Source organism: Sanguibacter biliveldensis, from assembly GCF_033798665.1.
Classification (GTDB): Bacteria; Actinomycetota; Actinomycetes; order Actinomycetales; family Cellulomonadaceae; genus Sanguibacter; species Sanguibacter inulinus.
Genome location: NZ_CP138359.1, coordinates 3,745,978 through 3,770,065 on the forward strand (window position 1 = coordinate 3,745,978; position 24,088 = coordinate 3,770,065).

9 protein-coding genes are annotated in these 24,088 nt (G+C 71.9%); 7 read left to right on the plus strand and 2 right to left on the minus strand.

Translation table 11 applies throughout. The annotated features are described in order from the left end of the window. Together SANBI_RS16310 and SANBI_RS16315 are read left to right on the plus strand one after the other, a co-directional pair. The gene (locus SANBI_RS16310; RefSeq protein ID WP_319156910.1) at window positions 1-816 is read left to right on the plus strand and encodes an HAD family hydrolase; all 816 of its coding nucleotides are present in this window, start codon (window positions 1-3) and stop codon (window positions 814-816) included. Window positions 817-1,156: 340 nt separating this feature from the next. Further along, on the plus strand, window positions 1,157-2,581 hold the full coding sequence (locus SANBI_RS16315) for an NAD-dependent malic enzyme (protein ID WP_319156911.1): 1,425 nt from the start codon (window positions 1,157-1,159) through the stop codon (window positions 2,579-2,581). 18 nt (window positions 2,582-2,599) lie between these two features. Here SANBI_RS16315 and SANBI_RS16320 read toward each other — a convergent pair whose 3' ends face one another. Continuing rightward, window positions 2,600-3,679, minus strand: a complete 1,080-nt coding sequence (locus SANBI_RS16320) for an NADH:flavin oxidoreductase/NADH oxidase (RefSeq protein WP_319156913.1) — start codon at window positions 3,677-3,679, stop codon at window positions 2,600-2,602. A 130-nt stretch (window positions 3,680-3,809) separates the two neighbouring features. Here SANBI_RS16320 and SANBI_RS16325 point away from each other — a divergent pair, with 130 nt between their 5' ends. After that, the gene (locus SANBI_RS16325) at window positions 3,810-4,661 is read left to right on the plus strand and encodes a formate/nitrite transporter family protein (protein ID WP_319156916.1); all 852 of its coding nucleotides are present in this window, start codon (window positions 3,810-3,812) and stop codon (window positions 4,659-4,661) included. Window positions 4,662-4,937: 276 nt separating this feature from the next. Here the strand turns inward: SANBI_RS16325 and SANBI_RS16330 are convergent, their stop codons facing one another. Continuing rightward, window positions 4,938-14,330 carry a hypothetical protein gene (locus SANBI_RS16330; protein ID WP_319156918.1) on the minus strand — a complete coding sequence of 3,131 codons (9,393 nt, stop codon included), beginning with the start codon at window positions 14,328-14,330 and terminating at the stop codon, window positions 4,938-4,940. 360 nt (window positions 14,331-14,690) lie between these two features. On the opposite strand from SANBI_RS16330, the gene SANBI_RS16335 reads away from it, so the two are divergent. The 4 genes from SANBI_RS16335 (at window position 14,691) to SANBI_RS16350 (ending at window position 24,021) form a co-directional block, all read left to right on the plus strand. Beyond that, a complete protein-coding gene (locus tag SANBI_RS16335) occupies window positions 14,691-17,474 on the plus strand; it encodes a helix-turn-helix transcriptional regulator (protein ID WP_319156920.1) in 2,784 nt (927 codons plus the stop codon). A gap of 101 nt (window positions 17,475-17,575) precedes the next feature. Beyond that, window positions 17,576-19,591 (plus strand): acetate--CoA ligase, encoded by a 2,016-nt coding sequence (acs, locus tag SANBI_RS16340; protein ID WP_319156923.1) that lies wholly within the window; start codon window positions 17,576-17,578, stop codon window positions 19,589-19,591. Window positions 19,592-19,698: 107 nt separating this feature from the next. Beyond that, window positions 19,699-20,595 carry a hypothetical protein gene (locus SANBI_RS16345; protein ID WP_319156926.1) on the plus strand — a complete coding sequence of 299 codons (897 nt, stop codon included), beginning with the start codon at window positions 19,699-19,701 and terminating at the stop codon, window positions 20,593-20,595. Window positions 20,596-20,694: 99 nt separating this feature from the next. Continuing rightward, a complete protein-coding gene (locus SANBI_RS16350; protein WP_319156928.1) occupies window positions 20,695-24,021 on the plus strand; it encodes a bifunctional proline dehydrogenase/L-glutamate gamma-semialdehyde dehydrogenase in 3,327 nt (1,108 codons plus the stop codon). Window positions 24,022-24,088 lie beyond the last annotated feature (67 nt).

Consider the following 24,088-nt stretch of genomic DNA (forward strand, 5'->3'; position numbering starts at 1 on the left):
GTGACCTCACCTCTTGCCCCGGACGCTGCGGCGGGGCGACGCACCGCGGCGTTCTTCGACCTCGACAAGACGATCATCGCGACCTCGTCGACGGCCGCCTTCTCACGCCCCTTCCTCGCGGGTGGTCTTCTGTCCCGCGGCGCCGTGCTGCGCGCCGCGTACGCGCACTTCCTGTTCCTCGTGGGCAGCGCCGACGCCGACCAGACCGAGCGGATGCGCGCCCACCTCAGCTCCATGGTCACCGGATGGCCCGTCGACCAGGTGTCGGCCATCGTCGCCGAGACCTTGCACGAGCTCATCGACCCCTACATGTACGCCGAGGCCGTGACGCTCATCGCCGAGCACAGGGCCGCCGGCCGCGACGTGGTGATCGTGTCCGCCTCGGGTGCGGAGCTCGTCGAGCCCATCGCCGCGATGCTCGGTGCCGACCAGGCCGTCTCGACCCGCATGGAGGTCGTCGACGGCCGCTACACGGGCGAGATCGACTTCTACGCCTACGGGGAGAACAAGGCCGAGGCTGTCCGCAGGCTCGCGGCCGAGCACGGCTACGACCTGGACGGCTCGTACGCCTACTCGGACTCGATCACCGACGCCCCGATGCTCTCGGCGGTCGGCCACGGCTTCGCCGTCAACCCCGACCGCACGCTGCGCCGCCTCGCGGCCGAGCAGGGCTGGGGCGTGCTCACCTTCAACCGGCCCGTCGCGCTGCGCAGGGTCCTCTCACCCCGCGCGTCGGTCGCCACAGGGGTCGCCGCGCTGGTGGGGACGGGTGCCGCGATCGTCGCGTGGCGGCTGCTGCGCCGTCGCTCCGTCTGAACGGCTCAGACCGACCAGAGGTACCTGCTGCGACCCCCTTCACACCGCCGCCCGCACGGAGTAGAAAGGGAGGACAACAGAACGCAGGGAGCAGGACCCACGCGCGACCGGTCCCCGTGAGGACATGCTGACCAGGCTCGACCTGGAGCAGCAACTTGGAGAGTGCACGCCTGATACCTGCCCACCGCGTCTGATCGACGGCGTCCCTCGGGAGAGGGACGCCGTCGGTGCGTCCGGGCCGTGCTCACCGCACACCTCCAGACGATCCGCTCTCTGGACTCCGCCGTCCCACGTCCACGCTCAGCCCGCGTTCTCGCCCGCGCGTCACTAGGCTGACCTGATGACCTCAGCGCCGAGCGTGTCCTCGTCCATCACCGTCCGTCTCGAGGTCGTCGCCCGACCGACCGCAGTGAGCGAGCTGACGACGTCCATCGAGCACACCGGCGGCATCGTCACGGGCCTCGACGTGACCGCCTCGCACTCCGACCACATCTCCGTCGACGTCACCTGCGCCACGCGCGGCGACGCGCACGCGACCGAGATCGTCGACGCGCTCCGGGCGATCCCAGGTGTCAAGGTCGGCCCGGTCAGCGACCGCACCTTCCTGCTGCACCTCGGCGGCAAGCTGCGCATCGAGTCCAAGGTGCCGATCCGCAACCGCGACGACCTCTCGATGATCTACACCCCTGGCGTCGCCCGCGTCTGCCAGGCGATCGCGAAGAACCCCGAGGACGCCCGCCGTCTGACCATCAAGCGCAACACCATCGCCGTCGTCACCGACGGAACCGCGGTCCTCGGGCTCGGTGACATCGGCCCCCTCGCCTCGCTGCCCGTCATGGAGGGCAAGGCTGCTCTCTTCAAGCGCTTCGCCGACATCGACGCCTTCCCGATCGCCCTCGACACGACCGACGTCGACGAGATCGTCGCCGCGGTCAAGGCCATCGCCCCGGTCTTCGCCGGGATCAACCTCGAAGACATCTCGGCGCCCCGCTGCTTCGAGATCGAGCGCCGCCTGCGCGCCGAGCTCGACATCCCGGTGTTCCACGACGACCAGCACGGCACCGCGATCGTCGCCCTCGCCGCCCTCACCAACGCCCTGATCGTCGTGGGCAAGTCGCTGCCCGACGTCAAGATCGTGCTCTCGGGGGCCGGCGCCGCCGGGACCGCAGTGCTCAAGCTGCTCCTCGCCGCCGGGGCGCGCGACGTCGTCGTCGCCGACATCGACGGCGTGATCTACCCCGGACGCCCCGGTCTGGCCGAGTCGCTCGTCTGGACCGCCGAGAACACCAACCCCCGCGGCTTCACGGGCACGCTCAAGGAGTCGCTCGCGGGAGCAGACGTGTTCATCGGAGTCTCTGCGCCGAACGTCATCACCGGGGACGACGTCGCGACGATGGCCGAGGACTCGATCGTCTTCGCGATGGCCAACCCCTCCCCCGAGGTCGACCCCGACGAGGCCGCGAAGCACGCCGCGATCGTCGGCACGGGCCGCAGCGACTTCGCGAACCAGATCAACAACGTGCTCGCCTTCCCCGGCGTGTTCCGCGGGCTGATCGACGCCAGGTCGAGCAAGGTCACCGAGCCGCTGCTGCTCGCTGCGGCCAAGGCTCTCGCCGCCGTGATCCACGAGGACGAGCTCAACCCGACCTACATCGTCCCGAGCGTGTTCAACCCCGAGGTGACCACGCTCGTGGCCGCCGCCGTCGAGGCGACGGCCCGCGCGGAGGCCGAGGCAGACGCAGCGGCGGCGGCCGCGAGCGCCTAGCCGGGCCCGGCCAGACCGTCAGGCCCAGGCGCCCCGCACGTACTGGGGCTGCCAGCGGGCCTGGTCGGTCGGCACGCCGAGCTCGTGGGCCGCGCGCAGCGGCCAGTGCGGGTCGCGCAGGCCCTCGCGGCCGAGCATCACGGCGTCGGCAGACCCGTCGACGAGCACCTGCTCGGCCTGCGCGGGGTCGGTGATGAGACCGACAGCGCTGACGGCCACTCCAGACACCTCGCGGACGACCCGTGCTGCGGGCACCTGGTACCCGGGACCGACGGGGATCTGCGCAGGGGCGTTGCCGCCGGTCGAGACGTCCACGAGGTCGACCCCGTGCTCGCCGAGCACAGCGGCCACCTGCGCGACGTCGTCGACCGACAGGCCGTCGGGCAGCCAGTCTGTCGCCGACACCCTGACGAACAGCGGCTTGTCGGCTGGCCACACCGCGCGGACCGCGTCGGTCACCTCGACGAGCAGCCGTGCGCGGTCCTCGAGCGGACCCCCGTAGCCGTCGGTGCGGTGGTTGGACAGGGGCGAGAGGAACTGGTGCAGCAGGTATCCGTGGGCCGCGTGGATCTCGACCACGTCGAAGCCGGCCTCGTCCGCCCGGACCGCCGCCGCGGCGAAGGCCGCGGGGATCTCCGCGATCTCCTGCGCGGTCATCTCGCGCGGTGCCTCGTAGCCGGGGAAGGCCTCGGCCGAGGGACCGACGGTCTCCCAACCACCGTCCACAGCAGGGACAGAGCCGCGGTGCTCGCTCCACGGTCGGAAGGTCGAGGCCTTGCGCCCGGCGTGGGCGAGCTGGATGCCCGCACGGGACCCGCGCTCGTGCACGAAGTCGACGATGCGCGCCCACGCGGCCGTGTGCTCCTGGGACCAGATCCCGGTGTCCTGCGGCGTGATCCGGCCCTCGGGGACGACTGCGCTCGCCTCGGCGACGACGAGGCCGAAGCCACCCTGGGCCCGTGCACCGAGGTTGACGAGGTGCCAGTCACCGGGCAGGCCGTCGACGGCGGAGTACTGGCACATCGGAGCGAGCCAGACCCGGTTGGGGAACGTGACGGAGCGCAGCGTGAGGGGCTCGAAGAGCAGCGGTGAGGTCATGCTGGTCGCAACGCACGCGCTGGTCCGAGCATTCCTCCACGTGCGACCTGGTCGCGACGGGGGCGCAGCCGCCCGTCCCCCTCCCCGGTGAGCCCAAGGGGTTGACAGCCGAAGGGAGGCCGATGGTCCCATGAAGGGGGACACCGCCGGGAGGATCCTTGATCACGTGCTGACCATCCCGGAGACCCTCGAGTACCAGCGCGCTGCAGCGCTCACCAAGGTCGCGGCCACCCGCCGCCCCCTCGCCTACACGGTCCAGGCCATGATGGCCGGAGCCTACGTCGGCGTCGCCGTCGTGCTCATGGTCTCTGCGGCCGGACCCTTCCTGGCGCAGGACTCCCCAGCCGCCAAGCTGGTGTCGGGCCTCGTGTTCGGCATCGCGCTCACCCTCGTGGTCATCGCGGGCGGCGAGCTCTCGACCTCGAACATGATGACGCTCACCCAGGGCGCGATCGGCCGGTCCATCCGGTGGGGCCAGGGCGCCGGGACGCTCGCCTTCAGCTTCTTCGGCAACATGCTCGGAGCCTTCGCCTTCGCCGCCCTCGTGCACTTCTCCGGTGTCCTGGCACCCGAGACCCCCGGCGGGAAGATGATCTCGTCCATGCTCGCGGCGAAGGCGCACGAGTCCAGCACGCAGCTGTTCTTCCGCGCCGTGCTCTGCAACATCCTCGTGTGCCTGGCCATCTGGTCCTGCGCCCGCCTCACGTCGGAGGGCGCCAAGCTCTTCGTCATCTTCTGGTGCCTGCTGGCCTTCATCACCTCGGGCTTCGAGCACGTGGTCGCCAACATGACCACCTACGGTCTCGGTCTCATGAGCGGCGACCCTGAGGCCACCTGGGGGCACTTCGCCCGGAACATGACTGTCGTCGGGATCGGCAACCTCGTGGGGGGTGCCGTCGTGGTCGGGCTCGGCTACGCGCTGGTCGCCGGGCCGCTGCGCCCAGCGCTCCCCGTCCCGCTCGACACGCCTGCCGCTCGCTGAGGCTCACGAAGCCCGCTGCCCGCCCCACCTGCTCCTCGCTCGATCTGCTCCTCGCTCGATCTGCTCGTCGCTCGATCTGCTCGTCGCCGGGCTTGCTCGTCGCTAGCCCTGATCCTCACTGTGACCCCAGACGACGGATGCTCCGCACCTCTCGGTGCGGAGCATCCGTCGTCTCACGCGCTCGCCGGCCGGGGCATCACCAGGCGCAGAGCGTCGCGAGCAGGTGGCGGCGGACCCGAGGGGGCGGACCCGCCGTCACGGCAGCAGCCCGTCCCGTCACCCCTCCCCGGTCCGACGGCGGACTGCGAGCAGACCCGCTCCGGTGAGGAGCAGGAGCGCACCGGCCAGCAGACCGGCTCCGAGGTCGTCCGCACCCGTGCGGGCCAGACCACCCGAGGACCCAGCCCCTGTCAGAGCCGGTGCCGAGGCGCCGGGCCAGCGGATGACAGAGCCACCGGGCGTCACGAGGAAGCCGTCAGCCATGTCCATCACCATGAAGCCCGTCGCGAGCTGGTCGGTGCCGAGCTCACCCGAGACGCTGCCGGTCAGGTAGACCCTGTGCGCCCCGAGGTCGAAGGCCTCGTCGACCGGGAAGGTCAGCGTGACGTTCCCCTCGGCGTCGGCCACGACGGGCTCGAGCGGCAGCGGCGTCGACCGGACCACACCCGAGACGGTCTCACCCGGGACGAACCCGCTGCCGTAGACCTCCTGGGTCATGCCCATCCCCCGGACCAGCAGCGAGTACTTGACGACCGCGAAGGGGCGTCCGGCCGGAGCCTCCTGGGCCTCGACCACGAAGGCCGTGGTGTCGGTGCTCGTCTGGTCCCCGACGGTCTGGGTCGCGGTCACCGGGTAGGCGCCGACCCCGACCTCGGGCAGCGTGGTCTCCCACGTGCCCTCGGGCGAGACCGTCACGGTCTGGTCGTCCCAGCCCGGGACCGACACCACGACATCGGCGTCAGGCTGACCGGCACCCGTGACGACCACGTCGGTCGCCTCGCCGGCCGGCACGGTGATCACGTCACCGTCGAGCGGCGAGGTGATGACGACGTCAGCGACCTCCATGGCCTCGAAGGTCACCCCGACGGCGTCGGAGGACTCGACGTCTCCCACGGTCTGGACCGCCTCGACCTGGTAGGCGCCGACTGCCAGCGCCTCGAAGGTCACCGTCCAGGTCCCGTCGGGGCCGACAGTCGTGGGCTGGTCGTCCTGACCTGTCACGGAGACCACCACGTCAGCACCGATCTGGCCCTCACCCTCGACCACGAGCTCGCTCGTCGCGCCGGGCATCACCCAGATCGAGCTGCCGTCCTGGGGCGAGGTGATGACGACGGGGATGATCTCCCCGACCGCGATCGTGACACCCACGGTATCGGTCGTGAAGGACACCTCGATGGTCTGGGTCGCGGTCACCTGGTAGGTGCCGACCCCCAGCTCCGGGAAGGTCACGGTCCACGTGCCGTCTGTCCCGACGGTCGCGGTCTGCGGCTCCTGACCGGGGATGGTCACGACCACCTCGGCGCCGGCCTCGCCCGAGCCGACGACCGTGACGTCGAGCAGGCTCGCGTCGTCCGGGACTGTGAGCACGTCACCGTCGGCCGGCAGGGTGATCGTCACAGGGTCGACCTCGGCCGCGTCGATGTCGACCTGGACCTCGACGGTGATGCTGTCCGTGCTCGTCTGGTCACCGACGGTCTGGCTGGCGGTGATGTCGTAGCTCCCCGCACCGAGCCCGGGGAACGTGGCGGTCCACGTGCCGTCAGGCCCGACGACCACGGTCTGGTCGTCTTCACCCTCGACGCTCACGAGCACCTGGGCGCCGACGTCGCCGGTCCCGGTCAGGACGAGGTCTGCCGCGGCACCGGGGAGCACCGTGATGATGGTGTCGTCGCCAGGTGCGGTGATGTCGACGGGGACGACCGCGTCGACCACGACGGTGACGGCAGCCTGGTTGGTCTGGCCGTCGGCCGTCTGGGTGGCGGTCACGACGTGCTCACCCTCCCCGAGCCCGGGGAAGGTGACGGTCCAGGAGCCGTCGGGTCCGACCGTCGCGGTCTGCGGCGTCTCGCCGGGGACGGTGACGACGACCTCGCCGCCGATCTCACCGGTGCCCGAGACCACGAGGTCCGTGGTCCCGCCGACCGGGACCGTGACCACGTCGCCCGAGAGGGGCGTGAGGATCACGACCTGCGCGATGCTGCCGACCTCGACCGAGACGGAGACCTCGTCCGTGCTGGGCACGGCCCCGGCGAGCTGGCCGACCGTCACGTCGTAGGAGCCGACCCCGAGACCTGGGAAGGTCACCGTCCACGTGCCCTCGGGGCTGACCGTCGTCGTCTGGTCCGGCTGCCCGGAGATCGAGGCGACGATGCTGGCTCCGGCGGCGCCGGACCCTGTGACCACGAGGTCGGTCGACCCGCCCGTCGGGACGGAGAAGACCGCGTCGTCGAGCGGAGCGGTGATCGCCACGGGGGCGGCCACCTGGACGGCGACGGAGACGTCGGTCGTCGAGACGACGGTCCCCACGGTCTGGTCCGCCGTGACCGTGTACTCGCCTGCTCCGAGGCCCGGGAACGTCGCCGTCCACGTGCCGTCGGTCTCGACGGTGACGGTCTGGTCAGGCTGACCTGTCACCGAGACCACGACCTCGGCACCGACGTCACCTGTCCCAGCGACGACCAGGTCGGTCGTGCCGCCGTCGGCGACGTAGAGCACGCCTCCGTCGAGCGGGGCCGTGATGCTCACGGCGTCGACCCCGTCGACCGTGACCGTGACGGTCTCGGTCGTCGTCTGGTCGCCGACGGTCTGCGTGGCGGTGACGTCGTACTCGCCCTCACCGAGGCCTGGGAAGGTGGCCGTCCAGGTCCCGTCGGGAGCGACGACCACGGTCTGGTCGGACTGACCCGTCACGGAGACGACGACGTCGGCGCCCGGGTCACCCGTGCCAGAGGCGACCAGGTCGGTCGTCCCTCCCACCGGGACCTGGAGCGTGCCGCCGTCGACCGGGGCGGTGATGGTCGCCGGGACCACACCGTCGACCTCGACCGTGACGGTCTCGGTCGTGGTCTGGTCACCCACGGTCTGCGTCACCGTGATCTCGTAGCTGTCTGCCGGGAGACCCGGGAAGACGACCGTCCACGTGCCGTCCGGGGCCACGACCACGGTCTGGTCGGGCTGTCCGCCGACGCTCACGACGACCTCGGCCCCAGGGTCGCCGGTGCCGGTGACCTCGAGGTCGATCGTCCCGCCCTCGAGGACGGTGATGACGTCACCGTCAGCAGGGGACGTGATCGTCGCCGCGACGACCCCGTCGACCTCGACGGTGACGGTCTCGGTCGACGTCTGGTCACCCGCGGTCTGGGTGACGGTCACGTCGTACGTGCCCTCGCCGAGACCCGGGAACGTGGCCGTCCACGTGCCGTCCGGTGCCACGACCACGGTCTGGTCGGGCTGCCCGTCGAGGCTCACGACGACCTCGGCACCCGGGTCGCCGGTCCCCGACGTCACCAGGTCCGTCGTGCCGCCGACAGGGACCGTGACGACGTCGCCGTCGGCAGGCTCGGTGATCGTGGCCGCGACCACCTCGTCGACCTCGACCGAGACGGTCTCGGTCGTCGACTGGTCACCCACGGTCTGGGCGACGGTCACGTCGTACACGCCTGCGCCGAGGCCCGAGAAGGTCGCGGTCCACGTGCCGCCCGGGGTCACGACCACGGTCTGGTCGACCTGGCCGGTGACGGTGACGAGCACCTGGGCGCCGGGGTCCCCGGCACCGGTGACCACCAGGTCGGTGGTCCCGCCGACCGGGACGGTGACGATGTCGCCGTCAGCCGGCTCGACGACCGTGACGGGCACGATGCCGTCGACCTCGACGGTGATGGCCGCCTGGTTGACCTGTCCCGCGGCCGTCTGGGTCGCGGTGATCGGGTGCACTCCCTCGCCGAGACCCGGGAAGGTCACGGTCCAGGTGCCGTCGTCCCCGACGGTCGCCGTCTGCGGCTCCTCGCCGGGGATGGTCACGACGACCTCGCCGCCGGTCTGGGCGGTCCCGGAGACCACGAGGTCGGTCGAGCCCCCGAGCGGGACCGTGATGACGTCGCCCGAGGCGGGCGTGAGGATCTGGACCGAGGTGATCGTGCCGACCACCACGGAGACCGAGATCTCGGCGGTGCTGGTCACGCCTCCGACGAGCTGGCTGGCGACCACGTCGTGCTCGCCGACCGGGAGACCTGTGAAGGTCACCGTCCACGTGCCGCCCGCGCCGACCACAGCGGTCTGGTCGGGCTGGCCCGCGAGCGAGACGAGGACGTCTGCTCCGACGTCGCCCGTGCCGGTGACGGTCAGCGCCGTCGACCCGCCGACGGGGACGGAGTAGACCGCACCGTCTGCCGGGGCGGTGATCGCCACGGCGTCGACACCGTCGACCGTCACGTCGACCGTGCTGGTGGTGACGTCGGTCCCGACGGTCTGGGTGGCGGTCACCACGTAGGGCGCCTCACCCTCGCCGAGGCCCGGGAAGGTGACCGTCCACGTGCCGTCGGGGCCGACGGTCACCGTCTGGTCCGGCTGGGTGGTCACGGAGACCACGACCTCCGCACCCACGTCACCGGTGCCCTCGACGACCAGGTCGGTCGTCCCGCCGGTCTCGACGGAGATCACGTCTCCGTCGGCCGGTGCGGTGATCGCGACGGCGTCGACCTCTTCGGCCTCGACCGAGACCGTCACCGCGGCATCGGTCGTCTGGTCGCCGACCACCTGGGTGGCCGTCACCTCGTGCTCGCCGACGGGGACGTCGTCGAAGGTCGCGGTCCAGGTGCCGTCGGGGCCGACGGGCACGGTCTGGTCACCCACCCCCGGGATGGTCACGAGGACGTCGGAGCCGGTCTCGCCCGCACCGCTGACGACCAGGTCGGTCGACCCACCGGGCAGGACCAGGACGACGTCGCCGTCGAGCGGCGCGGTGATGGTCACGGCCACGAAGTCGACGAGCTCGACGGTCACCGTCGAGGTGCTCGTCTGTCCGCCGACGCTCTGGGTCGCCGTGGCCTCGTAGGTACCGGCACCGAGGTCGGTGAAGGTCGCCTCCCAGGTGCCGTCCGGGGCGACGACCACGGTCTGGTCGGGCTGGCCGTCGACGGTGACCACGACGTCTGCGCCGACGTCACCGGTGCCGCTGACGACCACGTCACGCGTGGTGCCCTCCGCGACCTGGATCTCGTCTCCGTCGGCCGGTGCGAGGATCGCGACCTGGTCGACCGCGTCGACAGTCACGGTGACAGTCGACGCGGTGACGTCGGTCCCCACGGTCTGGCTCGCGGTGACCGTGTACGCGCCCTCGACGAGGCCCGGGAACGTGGCTGTCCACGTCCCGTCGGTCTCGACGGTGACGGTCTGGTCGGGCTGACCTGTCACGGCCACCACGACGTCGGCGCCGGCGTCCCCTGTACCGGTGACCACCACGTCGGTGGTCTCCCCTGCCGGGATGCTCACGACGTCTCCGTCGGCCGGTGCGGTGATCGCGACCTGATCGACGTCGACGACCTCGACGGTCACGTCCTCGCTGCTCAGCTGGTCACCGACGAGCTGCGTCGCGGTAGCCGTGTAGGTACCGGCGGGCAGACCCGGGAAGGTCACCGTCCAGGTGCCGTCGTCGCCGACGGTCGTCTCCTGGTCGGTCTCGCCGGGGACCGACACGAGGACGTCGGCGCCGATCGAGCCTGTGCCGGTCACGACGAGGTCGGCCTCGGAGCCTGTCGCCACGTAGAGGCTGTCGCCGTCGACAGGTGACGTGATGGCCAGCGGGGCCACCTCGAAGACCTCGACGGGGACGCTCACGCTGGTGGTCTGGTCGCCGACGGTCTGGGTGGCGACGACCTCGTAGGAACCGGCCCCGAGGCCCGGGAAGGTCGCGGTCCACGACCCGTCGGGCTCGACGACGACAGTCTGGTCAGGCTGACCTGTCACCGTCACGAGGACCTCGGCGCCAGGGTCACCGGTCCCGACGACCTCGAGGTCTGCGGTCCCGCCGACCGGGACGGTGATCACGTCCCCCGCGGCGGGCGCGGTGACGGTCACCCCCGCGACGTCGTCGACGACGACACCGACGGTCGCGTCGGTCGTCAGGGTGCCGACGGTCTGGGTCGCGGTCACCGTGTAGGTCCCCTCGCCGAGGCCCGGGAAGGTCACGGTCCACGAGCCGTCAGGGGCGACGACTGCTGTCTGGTCGGTCTCACCCGGGATCGACACGACCACGTCGGTGGCCGTGTCTGCCGTCCCTGTCACGACCAGGTCGGTCGTCCCGCCTGCGGGGACCGTCACGACTGTGCCGTCGGCCGGTGCGGTGATGGTGACAGCATCGGCCTCGGCGACCTCGACGGTCACGGAGCTCGAGCTGCTCTGGTCTCCGACCGTCTGGTCCGCGGTGACGGTGTAGGAGCCGGCACCGAGACCCGGGAAGGTCGCGGTCCACGTCCCGTCAGGGCCGACGGTCGTGGGCTGCTCCGGCTGACCGGGGATGCTCACGAGCACGTCGGCCCCGACGAACCCTGTCCCCGAGACCGCCAGGTCGGTGGTCTCGCCGGTCACGACGGTGATCACGTCTCCGTCGGCCGGTGCGGTAATGGTGACGGCGTCGATCTCCGCGACCTCGAGGGCCACCGTCGCGGTCGACTGCTCGGTGCCCACGGTCTGGGTGGCGGTGACCGTGTACTCCCCTGCCGGGAGGTCCCTGTACGTCGCCGTCCAGGTCCCGTCAGGTCCGACGGTCACGGTCTGGTCGTCCTGACCGGTGACCGCGACGACGACCTCTGCGCCGATCTGACCGGTGCCTGTGACGACGACGTCGGTCTCGTCCCCGACGGCGACCGTGAAGACCTGGCCGTCTGTCGGGGAGGTGATGGCGACGTCGTCGATCTCGCCGACCTCGACCGTGAAGTCGACGGTCGCGGTCGTGGTGTCCGCACCGACGGTCTGGCTCGCCGTCGCCGTGTACGTGCCGGTGCCGACAGCAGGGAAGGTCACCGTCCATGTGCCGTCGGGGCCGACCGTCGTGGTCTGGTCTGCCTGGCCGGAGGCCGAGACCACGACCTCTGCGCCGATCTGGCCGGTCCCGGTCACGGCGACGTCGACCGTGCTCGCACCGTCGGGCACCGTGAGCGTGGCACCGTCGGCTGGCAGCGTGATCGCCACGTCGGCGATCTCGCCGACCTCGACGGTCAGGCTGACGCTCGCGGTGGTGGCCTGGTCGCCGACGGTCTGCGTGGCGGTCACGGTGTAGGTCCCGACACCGACGCCTGGGAAGGTCGCGGTCCAGGTCCTGTCCGGGGCGACCGTGACGGTCTGCTCCGGGAGCCCGGACAGCGCGACGACCACGTCGGCGCCGGGGTCGCCGGTGCCGGTGACGGTCACGTCGGTCTCGGGTGCCGACGCGGGGACCGTGAGCACTGTGCCGTCGGTCGGGAGAGTGATCGTGACGGGCAAGACCTCGTCGACCACGACGGTCACGGAGGAGCTGCTCGTCTGGTCGCCGACGGCCTGGGTCGCGGTCACCGCGTAGCTGCCCTCGTCGATCCCGGCGAAGGTCGCGGTCCACGTGCCGTCAGGGCCGACGACCACGGTCTGGTCGGGCTGGCCCGGGAGCGACACGACGACGTCGGCGCCGATCTGGCCCGTGCCGGAGACGACCACGTCGGTGGTCCCGTCGACAGGGACCGTGAGCACGGTGCCGTCGGCGGGGGCGGTGATGACGACGTCGTCGATCTCGCCGACCTCGACCGTGACGCCGACGCTCGCTGTGCTGACCTCCGCGCCAGCGGTCTGCGTCGCGGTCACCGCGTAGGTGCCCACACCGGCCGCTGGGAAGGTGACGGTCCACGTGCCGTCGGGACCGACGACAGTCGTCTGGGTCGGCAGGCCCGGTGCCGCGACGGAGACGTCGGCACCGATCTCGCCGGTGCCGGTGACAGCCAGCGGCAGGGTCGCGCCCGAGTCGGGCACCGTGAGCACGCTGCCGTCGAGCGGGGCGGTGATCGCCACGTCGACGGCCGGGATCACCGCGGACCTCACGGTCGCCGACGCGAGGTTGACCTCGGCGAGCGGTGTCCCGAGGAGGGGCAGCAGGTCGATGCTCACGGCACGCTGCGTGAACGCCCCCTCGTCGTAGCCTGCGGGGGTGGTGAAGCTCCCGGCCTCCTGGACGTTCGCGGTGATCGAGAGGATCTGGTTGATCACCCCGGTGATCGGCTGGAGGGCCGTGCCGGCGGCGACCACGAGCGGGCGGAAGGCCGTGTCGAGGATGCCGACACCTGTCACTGCGTTGGTCAGCGGGGTGACGATCGCGGGGAGCAGGGTGTTCGTGACGAGCGCGAGGAGCGGCGTGAGGAGCTGACCGACCGGAAGACCGACGAGGGTGGTCCCCGTCGTGGTGAGTACCGGGGCCCCTGCACCGGGGGTCCCGAGGAAGCTGGCGACGGTCCCAGAGGCCAGGACGTTGATGGTCGCGGTCTGGAGCCCGAGCGTCGTGGCGTTCGCGGTCAGCCGGACGGTCATGGCCGAGCTGCGGAGCGTGTTGTTCGCAGCTGTGACGAGCAGCGCGGGGATCTGGTCGAGGACGCTCTGGGTGGCGCCGTCGAGGGCTGCCTGGATGAGTGCCGGTGCCAGGATCTCGGTGTTGGGCGCGAGGTTGTTGAGGGTCCCGTCGTAGGGACCACCCTGGGAGTTCGCGATCAGCCGGGCGATGTCGGCGCGCACCTCACCTGTCGCGAGGTTGATCGACACCGCCCCGTCGGGGCTGGTGAGCGGGGCCGCCGTGATCGACGAGAGCGCTGTGGTGAGGTTCGTCGTCAGGGTGGCTGTGACGGCCACGTTGTTGACGTTGACGAGCCCGCCCGTGAGGTTCCTCAGCAGCGTGGTCAGCGGGGTGACGAGGGTGGTCGCGATACCGGGGAGCGCTGCTCCGAGGACACCGGTCGGACCGGTGATCCCGTTCGCGGTGGTCGTCAGGGTGGTGAGGGCCCCGTTGAGGTTCGTCGTGAGGTTCTGCACGACAGGGCTCGTGAAGACGAGCGTCCCGTCGGCGATCTGGTAGTCGCTCGTCGCGAGGTCGTCACCGACAGAGCCGGCTGTCGCGGACAGCGCCCCGAGCTCGACCCTGAGCTGGGAGATCAGCCCCGTCGTGATGCCGCTGAGGGCGGCGGAGCTGAGCAGTGCCGACACGTCGACGAAGGCGTTGTCCTGGGGGCCGGTCCCGCCGACGGCGATCGACCCGTCCTGCGTGACCGCGCCGGAGGCCGCGTAGGCGTTCTCCTCGCTGGTCGACGCGTACTGCTCGAGGGCTCCGACGCCGATCACGCCGTTCGGCCCGAACAGCTGGACACCGCCGCCGAGGTCGATGCCGAGGGTGCTCAGCACCGAGAGCTGGAGGGGGCTGGCGACGATCCCGGGTGCGCTCGGGTCGGCGCTGTAGGCCGGTGCGAGGCTGGCGATCCCGTCGAGGTTCACGGTCCCGCCGCCGCTGACGACGCGGGCCTCGGCCTCGGCGCTGTCGGACTCGACAGCGGCTGCGGGTGTGGCGACGGCTCCGATGAGCACGAGACCGACGGTGGCGATCATGGCTGCTGCCCGCCGGCCGGCCGTGGCCGCCCTGTGGCGGCGCCCAGTGGTGGTGTGCATGTGTCCGTGCCCCTCGTTGGAGTGATGCCAGGCGGCACGTCCGGCAGGACCGGCGGGCGGATGACCTGATGCTTCCCCTGGTGGCCGTCACGTCCGCAAGGACCCAGGTCCCACCCGAGTCGTGTCGCCGACCCATCGTCAGCCGCCGCACCGGCGGGTTGCGGGCTGGGTGCGGGGTCTCGGCGGCTACCCCCGTGCACCTCTGCGGGAACCCGCACGATCTGCGGGTGCCTTTGCGGAGACCTCCTCAGGTCCCGCACTATTGGTCCACGTAGGCACGGCACCCGCTGCACCCTCGGGACAACGCTTTCCGAGTGTGGGTCGATCCGCTCCGTGCCCACGTCGTCGAAGGGGGGTTCGATGACCATGGCTAGAGACACGACCACGACCGACGGAGGCCGGGAGAGCACGTCCAGACAGCTGGACGCTGCGCTCGACGCCGTGGCAGGACCCGGCTCGCACCCCGGCCTGCTCGTCGTCGGGCCGCGCGGGATGGGGAAGTCGACGCTGCTCGACGACCTCGAGACCGCCCTCGACGGCGTCGTCGTGCGCGTGCGCGGGCTGCGCAACGTGCCGACGGTCCCGTACGGGGCAGCCGTGATCGCCGAGGCGCAGGTGAGCAGCGCGCTCGGCATCCCGGTCGTCGCACGCCCCGACGACGTGGGCTCGGTCCGGCAGGCGCTCGCCGACGCTCACGTCGCACCGCCGTCTCGTGCGGACGCGCTCGACTCGCGGATGCTCGACGCCTTCGTGCAGTCGATGAGGCTCGCCGCCGGACGTGGCCGCATCTACCTCCTCGTCGACGACGTCGACCACGTCGACGCCGCGAGCCGGGCTCTGTTCGCCCTCGCCGCCGCGTACTCGACCGCCGGCGGAGGAGTGGTCTGCTCGGCGACCCGCGAGCAGGACGTCCCCGAGCTGCACGACTTCCGCAGGCTCGAGCTCAAGCCCCTGACCGTCGAGGACGTGGTCGAGACCGCCCGCTCGCTGCGGTCCCTCACCCCGCCGGCGACTGTCGCGCAGCGCGTCCGCGACCTCACCGACGGACGCCCCGCGGTCGTCCAAGAGCTCGTCGAGCAGCTCACGGAGACCCAGCTGCTCGGCACGAGCCTCATCCCGACGACCGAGCGGCTCGCCGACGCAGCACGTGCCGCCGTGACCGACCTCGTGGCCGAGCTCCCACCACCGACCCTCGAGGCGCTGCACCTGGTGGTCACCTCGGGCACCCGCTCGGCCGGCCTCGTGTCGAGGATGCTCGACACCCTCGGCTCCTGCCTCGAAGACCTCGTCGACGACGGCGCCGTCGTCTCGCGCGCCGGGTACGTCCGGCCTGTGAGCGGGCTGCTCGAGCGGCACCTGCGCGCGACGACGACGAGCACCATCAGGCGCCGCGCGGCCCGGGCCCTCCTCGCTGCGTGCGCCGACGACCTCGACCCCGTCCAGGAGGCGTTCAGCACGGCCGTGGCGACCTCCGACGCGCCCGGCGAGTCTGCGGGGCTCGTCCTGAGCCTCGCGGCACACGCCGTACGGGTCGTCCAGACGAGCAGCAGCCGCGACGCCGGAGACCGGGCGCGCAGGCTGCTCGCCGCCGCCTGGCCGCACAGCACGCCCGAGGTGCGCGGCCTCCTGAGCGCCGCCGAGGCGCAGGTCGCCCTGCACGACGGTCTGCTGGCCGACGCCCTGGCGGTCGCCCAGACCGCACTCGACGGGTTCTCGGGTGGTCGCGGACGGGTCGCGCTGGCCCGCGTGCTCCAGAACGTCCGCCTGCTCGCCGACGAGACGGTCTCGGCGAGCATCGCGCTCGACGCCCTCGACCAGGCCCACCCCTCCGAACGGTCCGCAGCGCAGGCCTTCGCCGTCGAGACCGCGCTCATGCTGCTGGCGGTCGGGCGGCCCACAGCCGCGCAGACCGTCGCGGAGCGCGTCGCCCCGCTCCGCGACGAGCTGTCCGACGCGCTCCGCGCCGAGCTCGACTACGCGCTGGCCCGCACCGGTTCGTCGGGGGAGACCGACCTCGACGCGGCCCTCGAGAGGTGGTCTCAGGCCCGTGCTCGGGGCGAGGTGCAGGGTGCCCCAGGTGCAGGCCGGACACCCTGGGAGTGCGCGGGGATGCACCTCTACGCCCTGCGTCACGCAGGCAAGATCGCCGAGGCGCGCACCGAGCTCGCGACGCTCTCGGGCACGCCGCGCTCCAGGTACGACAGGCTGCTCTACGACCTCAACCACGCGATGGTCGAGTTCGCGCGCGGCAGCTACGTGCTCGCCGTGCACCACCTCGAGAAGATGTCGGAGATCTCGGACCTCAGCTCCTGCGCCACCTCGCTACGGGTCGCCGTCGGCATCGGCAGCTCCTTCGAGGCCCCGGGCCCAGCAGTCCCCCCGACCTTCCTGCAGGCCTCGCGGAGAGGTCGCGCGATCGCGCTGGGACCGACGCTGCTGGACGTCCGCGCCGAGGTCACCCAGGGCGTGTACTGCCTCGCATCGGGCCAGGGCGACCGGGCCGTCGAGCTCTTCGAGCACGCCCGCTCGGCGCTGTTCCTCGACGACGACGAGCGCACGGCGCTCGCCGACACGATGATCACCGTCGTCCTGCCGACGGCCCTCGCGCGCGCTTACGTCGCCGAGGGCAGGCTCGACGACGCCAGGGCCCTCTCGCAGACCTGCTCGCAGCGCGAGGACAGGTGCAGCTGGATGTCCGGCGCCGCCCAAGAGCTCGTCGACGCCGTGCTCGCGACGCCGGGCCACTCCCCGGTGCCCGAGACCGACGCCGTCCGGCGGTGGCTCGCCGACCCGCGGCTGGTCCGGCCTGTCCGTGACCACCTGCGCCAGGTCTTCGCCGCGCCGTGGGTCGAGCAGCCCGCGAGCCTCGGTCCCGCGGAGATCGCGGTCGGAGGGCGGCCCGACAGCTCGACTGTGCCCGCCGAGGTCCGGTCGGTGCTCTCCGAGCGAGAGCTGCAGATCGCGCTGCTCGTGGCGCGCGGCATGCGCAACAAGGAGATCAGCGCGAGCGTGTACCTCTCGGTCCGGACCGTCGAGGCGACCCTGACCCGGGTGTTCCGCAAGGTCGACGTGAGGTCGCGCACCGAGCTGGTCTCGCGTCTGGGCGGGAGCACGGCGGTGCTGTCGGGCGACGTCGCACGCTGAGCACCGCGACACCTCGGGGCCCGGTGTGTGCTGCGACACACTATGCTCGACCTGGGACGAAGGTCCCTTGCACCAGCGTCGATGCACACCGGAGGAATGCCGTGCCCCAGGACACCCCGTCCACAGCGCCCGAAGGCCGAGAAGCCCCTGAGGCCCACGAGGCCGCGGACGAGAACGCCACGTTCCCGCCGAGCGCGGCCTTCGCCGCCCAGGCCAACGCCCAGGCCGACCTCTACGACCAGGCCGCCGCCGACCCCACGGCCTTCTGGGCCGAGCAGGCTCGGAAGCACGTCACCTGGAAGACCCCCTTCACCGAGACCCTCGACTGGTCCGGCGCACCCGTCGCCCGCTGGTTCGCCGACGGCACCCTCAACGCGGCGTACAACGCCGTCGACAGGCACGTGGTCGCCGGGAACGGCGACAGGGTCGCGCTGCACTTCGAGGGCGAGCCCGGCGACACCCGGACCGTCACCTACGCCGAGCTCCAGCGCGAGGTGTCCCGCGCGGCCAACGTGCTCTCGTCCCTCGGCGTCGAGGCCGGGGACAGGGTGGTCATCTACCTCCCGATGATCGTCGAGGCCGTCGTCGCGATGCTCGCCTGCGCCCGCGTCGGCGCTCCGCACTCCGTCGTCTTCGGCGGGTTCTCCGCCGACGCGCTGCGCAGCAGGATCGCCGACGCCGAGGCCAAGGTCGTCATCACCGCCGACGGCGGCTACCGCCGGGGCAGCGCCGCAGCGCTCAAGCCCGCTGTCGACGCAGCCCTCGAGACCCTCGACGGCGGTCCCGAGTCTCCGGTCCAGCACGTCCTCGTCGTGCGCCGGACCGGGCAGGACGTGGCGTGGACTCCCGGACGCGACGTCTGGTGGCACGAGGCCGTCGAGGCCGCAGACGTCCAGCACGAGCCTGTGTGGGTCGAGGCCGAGCACCCGCTCTTCATCCTCTACACCTCCGGGACGACCGGGAAGCCCAAGGGGATCTTGCACACGACAGGCGGGTACCTCACCCAGGCCGCGTACACGCACCACAACGTGTTCGACCTCAAGCCCGAGACCGACGTCTACTGGTGCACGGCCGACGTCGGCTGGGTCACCGGGCACACCTACGTCGTCTACGGGCCGCTGCTCAACGGCGCCACCCAGGTGATCTACGAGGGCACCCCCGACACCCCGCACCAGGGACGCTGGTGGGAGCTCGTCGAGAAGTACAAGGTCTCGATCCTCTACACGGCGCCCACGGCCATCCGCACCTGCATGAAGTGGGGCGAGGAGATCCCCGGACGCTTCGACCTGTCCTCGCTGCGGCTGCTCGGCTCGGTCGGCGAGTCCATCAACCCCGAGGCATGGAAGTGGTACCGCCGGGTGATCGGGTCGGGCGTCACGCCGATCGTCGACACGTGGTGGCAGACCGAGACCGGCGCCATCATGATCTCCCCGCTGCCCGGCGTCACCGACGCGAAGCCGGGCTCGGCGCAGCGCCCGCTGCCCGGGATCGCCGCCGACGTGGTCGACGACGCCGGTCAGCCCGTGGGGCACGGCGAGGGCGGGTACCTCGTGGTGACCGAACCCTGGCCCGCGATGCTCCGCGGGATCTGGGGTGACCTCGAGCGCTTCAAGGACACGTACTGGTCGAGGTTCAAGAACGTCTACTTCGCCGGCGACGGCGCCAAGAAGGACGACGACGGCGACATCTGGCTGCTGGGCCGCGTGGACGACGTGATGAACGTGTCGGGGCACAGGCTCTCGACCACGGAGATCGAGTCGTCGCTGGTCGCCCACGAGATCGTCGCCGAGGCGGCCGTGGTCGGCGCCTCTGACGAGACGACCGGGCAGGCTGTCGTGGCCTTCGTGATCTTGCGCTCGGAGTTCGCCGCGGACGCCGTGCAGGCCGACGTCCAAGAGCTGCTGAGGGCGCACGTCGCGAAGCAGATCGGGCCGATCGCCAAGCCCCGCACGATCCTCGTCGTCCCCGAGCTCCCCAAGACCCGGTCCGGGAAGATCATGCGCCGCCTCCTCCGTGACGTCGCCGAGCACCGCACCGTCGGCGACGCGACGACCCTCGCGGACTCGTCGGTCATGGACCTCATCGCGAGCGGCCTGGCGACGCCAGCGCCGAAGTAGCAGTCGGTCGGTGCCTGCCTGCTGAACCAGGCGGGCACCGGCAGGGCGAGCTCGGCAGCTCGGCGCCTGCATTCGTCACTGGCGCGGGGCTCGGGGAGGATGGAGGGATGAAGCCTTCACCGTCGTCTGCCGTCATCGACAGCCTCGTCGCCTCCGCCGTCGCCGCCGGAGCCGGTGACGGCTCGGGCTCGAAGGAGGCCGCGGTCGCCTGGGGCGCGCTGTGGCGCACCGTCCTCGAGCTCCCCCGCTGGTTCTTCGTCAAGGACGACTCGGGCTCCATGCGGCCCGGGCTCGTGACCTTCAACGGCGAGTCCGCGGTCCCTGCCTTCACGGACATGGCCCGCGCGATCGCCTTCGCCGACGGCGGCCGCGGCGGGACCAACGCCGTCTTCGCCTCGCCGCCGCGCGACGTGCTCCAGGCCGCCGCCTCGATGGAGGACAGCGGCGTCGGGCTCTTCGCCTTCGACGTCCAGGACACCCCCTTCGGCATCAAGCCGTCGATGCTCCGGACGCTGCTCGACGACCTCGCACGGCTCAAGGCCCGCACGGCCCAGACCCCCGCCGGGCAGGACGACACCCAGGAGTCGACCATCGTCGACGAGCTCGCCGCGAGCGCCCGCGCGACGCCCGGCGACACCGCAGCCCAGTCGGCGCTCTGGCAGGCCGTCTTCGAGCTCGACCACTGGTACTTCGTCCCTCGCGGGCCGTCGCAGACCCCGCTCGCCGTCTCCCACGAGGCCGGTCCGACGCTCGTCGCCTTCACCTCGGCGTCGCGCGCGGCGGCCTTCGCGGCCCGGCTCCCCGAGGACGAGACCGTCCCTGCCGAAGACCGTGCGGCAGCGCCGTCGGTCGTCGCCGTCCCCACAGCGTCGGTCGTGGGCTACGTCGAGGCCCTCGTCGAGGCCGGGGTCGCTGTCGTGCACGTCGACCCGGCGAACGGGGCCTTCTCCGTCTCGGCGTCGTCGCTGCGGGCTCTCCACGAGAGGGTCGTCGGCAGCCTCTGACCTCCGCGGGAGGCCCGGGAGCAGGTCGCGGGGAGACGCACCCGGGCCCCTGGCGCGTGCCGCCACGACGCAGGTGCCCGCGTGGCTCAGACTGGTGCCATGTCCCTCTCTCTCACACAGCTCACGGACGACGCCGCATCCTTGGCGCGCACGTGGATGGCGGCCACAGCCGCTGGTCAGACTGCGGCAGAGCGCCGCACCACCCACAGGCTCGCGCAGCTGGTCTCCGACCCCGCAGGCCTCGAGTTCGCGGTCAGGTTCGTCGACAGGGTGGCCCGTCCCGACGACCTCCAGGTCGCCGCCCACGAGCTCGCCGAGCTCCGTTCGGTAGCCTCCGCGCCGGGTGCCTTCCTCAACCCCGTCGACAGGATGCTCGTCACGGCCGGCACCGTCGCAGCACCGTTGCTGCCCCGCGTGGTCGTCCCGGCGGCCCGGACCCGGTTGCGCCAGCTGGTCGGGCACCTCGTCGTCGACGACGGACCGCGCCTGGCCAAGCACATCGCGAATGCGACGGCCGACGGCTTCAGGCTCAACATCAACCTGCTCGGCGAGGCCGTCCTCGGTCAGCAGGAGGCCGGTCACCGGGCTGAGCGGATCCTCGCGCTCATCGCCCGCCCCGACATCAGCTACGTGTCGGTCAAGACCTCCGCCGTGGTGTCCCAGCTGTCCACCTGGGACACCGCCGACAGCGTCGAGAGGGTCCTCGAGACCGTCCGCCCGCTGTACCTGGCCGCCAAGGAGCGCGGCACCTTCATCAACCTCGACATGGAGGAGTACCACGACCTCGACCTCACGGTCGCGGTGTTCCTGCGCCTCATGGCCGACCCCGAGCTGCTCGGGCTCGAGATGGGCATCGTGCTGCAGGCCTACCTCCCGGACTCGGGTGCAGCCCTCGACGTCCTCACCGAGGCCGCGACGGCTCGCCGGGCCGCCGGCGGCGCGCGCGTCAAGGTGCGCCTGGTCAAGGGCGCCAACCTCGCGATGGAGCGCGTCGACGCCGAGCTCCACGGCTGGGCGCAGGCCCCCTACGGCTCCAAGCCCGACGTCGACGCCAACTACGTGCGCGTGCTCGACCGCGCCCTCGACCCCACCCGGACCGACGCCGTGCGGATCGGCGTGGCCAGCCACAACCTCTTCGACGTGGCCCTCGCGCACCTCATGGCGAGCGACCGCGGCGTGAGCGAGGCCCTCGACGTCGAGATGCTCCAGGGCATGGCCCCAGCACAGGCCCGGGCCGTGCGTGACGCCGTCGGCCAGGTGGTCCTCTACACCCCTGTCGTGGCGAAGAAGGACTTCGACGTCGCGGTCTCCTACCTCGTCCGCAGGCTCGAGGAGAACTCCGCGTCGCAGAACTTCGTGCACGCGCTCTTCGCCGGTGAGGACGGCCCGCACGAGGACGGCACGCCGATGGACCACCAGGAGGCTGCCTTCCGCGCCTCGGTCGCCACGAGCGCGACGGTCTCCACGGAGCCGCGCCGTTCCGTGCGGCCGGCACCGTCCACGCTCGTCGCCGGGCAGCCCTTCGTCAACGCGCCCGACACCGACCCGGCCGTCGAGGCGTCCCGGGAGTGGGCCCGGCAGGTCGTCTCGCAGGAGACGGCCGACAGGCTCGCCGCGTCCGTCCCTGCCACCACGGTCCTGGCCTCGCCGGCCGAGGTCGACCTGGTCGTGGCCCGCGCCGCCGAGGTGGCAGGGACCTGGCGGTCCACCACAGGTGCGCAGCGCCGCGAGGTGCTGCTCACGGCCGCGCGCCTGCTAGAGGAGGCCCGCACGGACCTCGTCGCCACGATGGTCCACGAGGCCCGCAAGACCGTCGGCGAGGCCGACCCCGAGGTGAGCGAGGCCGTCGACTTCGCGGCGTACTACGCCGAGCGGGCCGCTGACCTCGACGAGGTCGCCGGGGCGACCTTCACCCCGGAGGGTCTCACCGTCGTCACCCCGCCGTGGAACTTCCCCGTCGCGATCCCTCTCGGCTCGGTCCTCGGGTCGCTCGCCGCAGGGTCCCCCGTCGTCATCAAGCCGTCGCACGTCACGCCGCGCTGCGCGGCCGTCGGTGTCGACGCGATCCGCCGGGCTCTCGTCGAGCACGGCTACGACGCCGACGTCGTGCAGGTCGTCTCGGCCGACGAGGGCGAGGTCGGGCGCAGGCTCGTCACCCACCCCGACGTGACCCGGGTGATCCTCACGGGGTCGATCGAGACCGCGGAGCTCTTCGCGTCGTGGCGTCCCGACCTCGACGTCTTCGCCGAGACCTCCGGCAAGAACACCCTCGTGGTGACCCCTGCGGCGGACCTCGACCTCGCCGTGAAGGACATCGTCCGGTCGGCCTTCGGGCACGCCGGGCAGAAGTGCTCGGCAGCGTCGCTGCTCGTGCTCGTCGGGAACGTCGGGCGCTCGGCGCGGCTGCACCGCCAGCTGGTCGACGCCGTGCGCTCCCTCGCGGTCGGACCGGCCACAGACCTCGCCACGACGACGGGTCCGCTCACCGTAGAGCCGAGCGAGAAGCTGCTCAGGGCGCTCACGACCCTCGACGAGGGCGAGCACTGGGTGGTCGAGCCGCGCGCCGTCCCCGGCACCGACCACCTGTGGACCCCCGGGGTGAAGGCTGGCGTCCAGCCCGGATCGTGGTTCCACCTGACCGAGGTCTTCGGCCCGGTCCTCGGGATCATCCGGGTCGACACCCTCGACGAGGCGATCGAGGTGCAGAACGCCGTGTCCTTCGGGCTCACCGGTGGGCTGCACTCCCTCGACGAGGCGGAGATCGACCACTGGCTCGAGCGCGTCGAGGTCGGCAACGCCTACATCAACCGGCACATCACCGGGGCGATCGTGCAGCGCCAGCCCTTCGGCGGCTGGAAGGCCTCGGTCGTCGGTCCCGGTGCCAAGGCGGGCGGGCCCAGCTACGTCGCGCAGCTCGGCGCCTGGTCCGACGACGCGTCGGTCCCCGACCGCGTCGCCGCGCCCGAAGAGTGGCTCGCGTGGGCAGCGGCCGACGACCAGGCGTGGTGGGAGAGCGAGATGGGCGTCGAGCACGACCCGACAGGGCTCGACTCCGAGTCGAACGTGCTGCGCTACCGCCCTGTCCCGGGCCTCACGCTGCGCGTCGCGGCAGACGCGCTCGAGATCGAGGCAGACCGCGTGCTGCACGCCGCCGGGGTGGCCGGGGTGGCCGTCACGGTCAGCTCGGCTGCGGTCGAGGATGCCGAGTCCTTCGCCGCGCGCGTGGCTGCCGGCGAGGTCGAGGGACGGATCCGGCTCGTCGGCTCCGAGCCCGGCCTCCGGGCCGCCGCTACCACCCACGTCGGGTCGGTCACCGTCTTCGACGCGCCCGTCGTGGCGAGCGGTCGTCGGGAGCTGCTGACGATGGTCCGCGAGCAGGCGGTGTCCCAGACGCGTCACCGCTACGGGCACCTCGAGCGCGGCTGAGACGCACGACACGTGGGCCCCGGGCAGTACCCGGGGCCCACGCGGCTGGTGCGTCGTCAGCCCTACT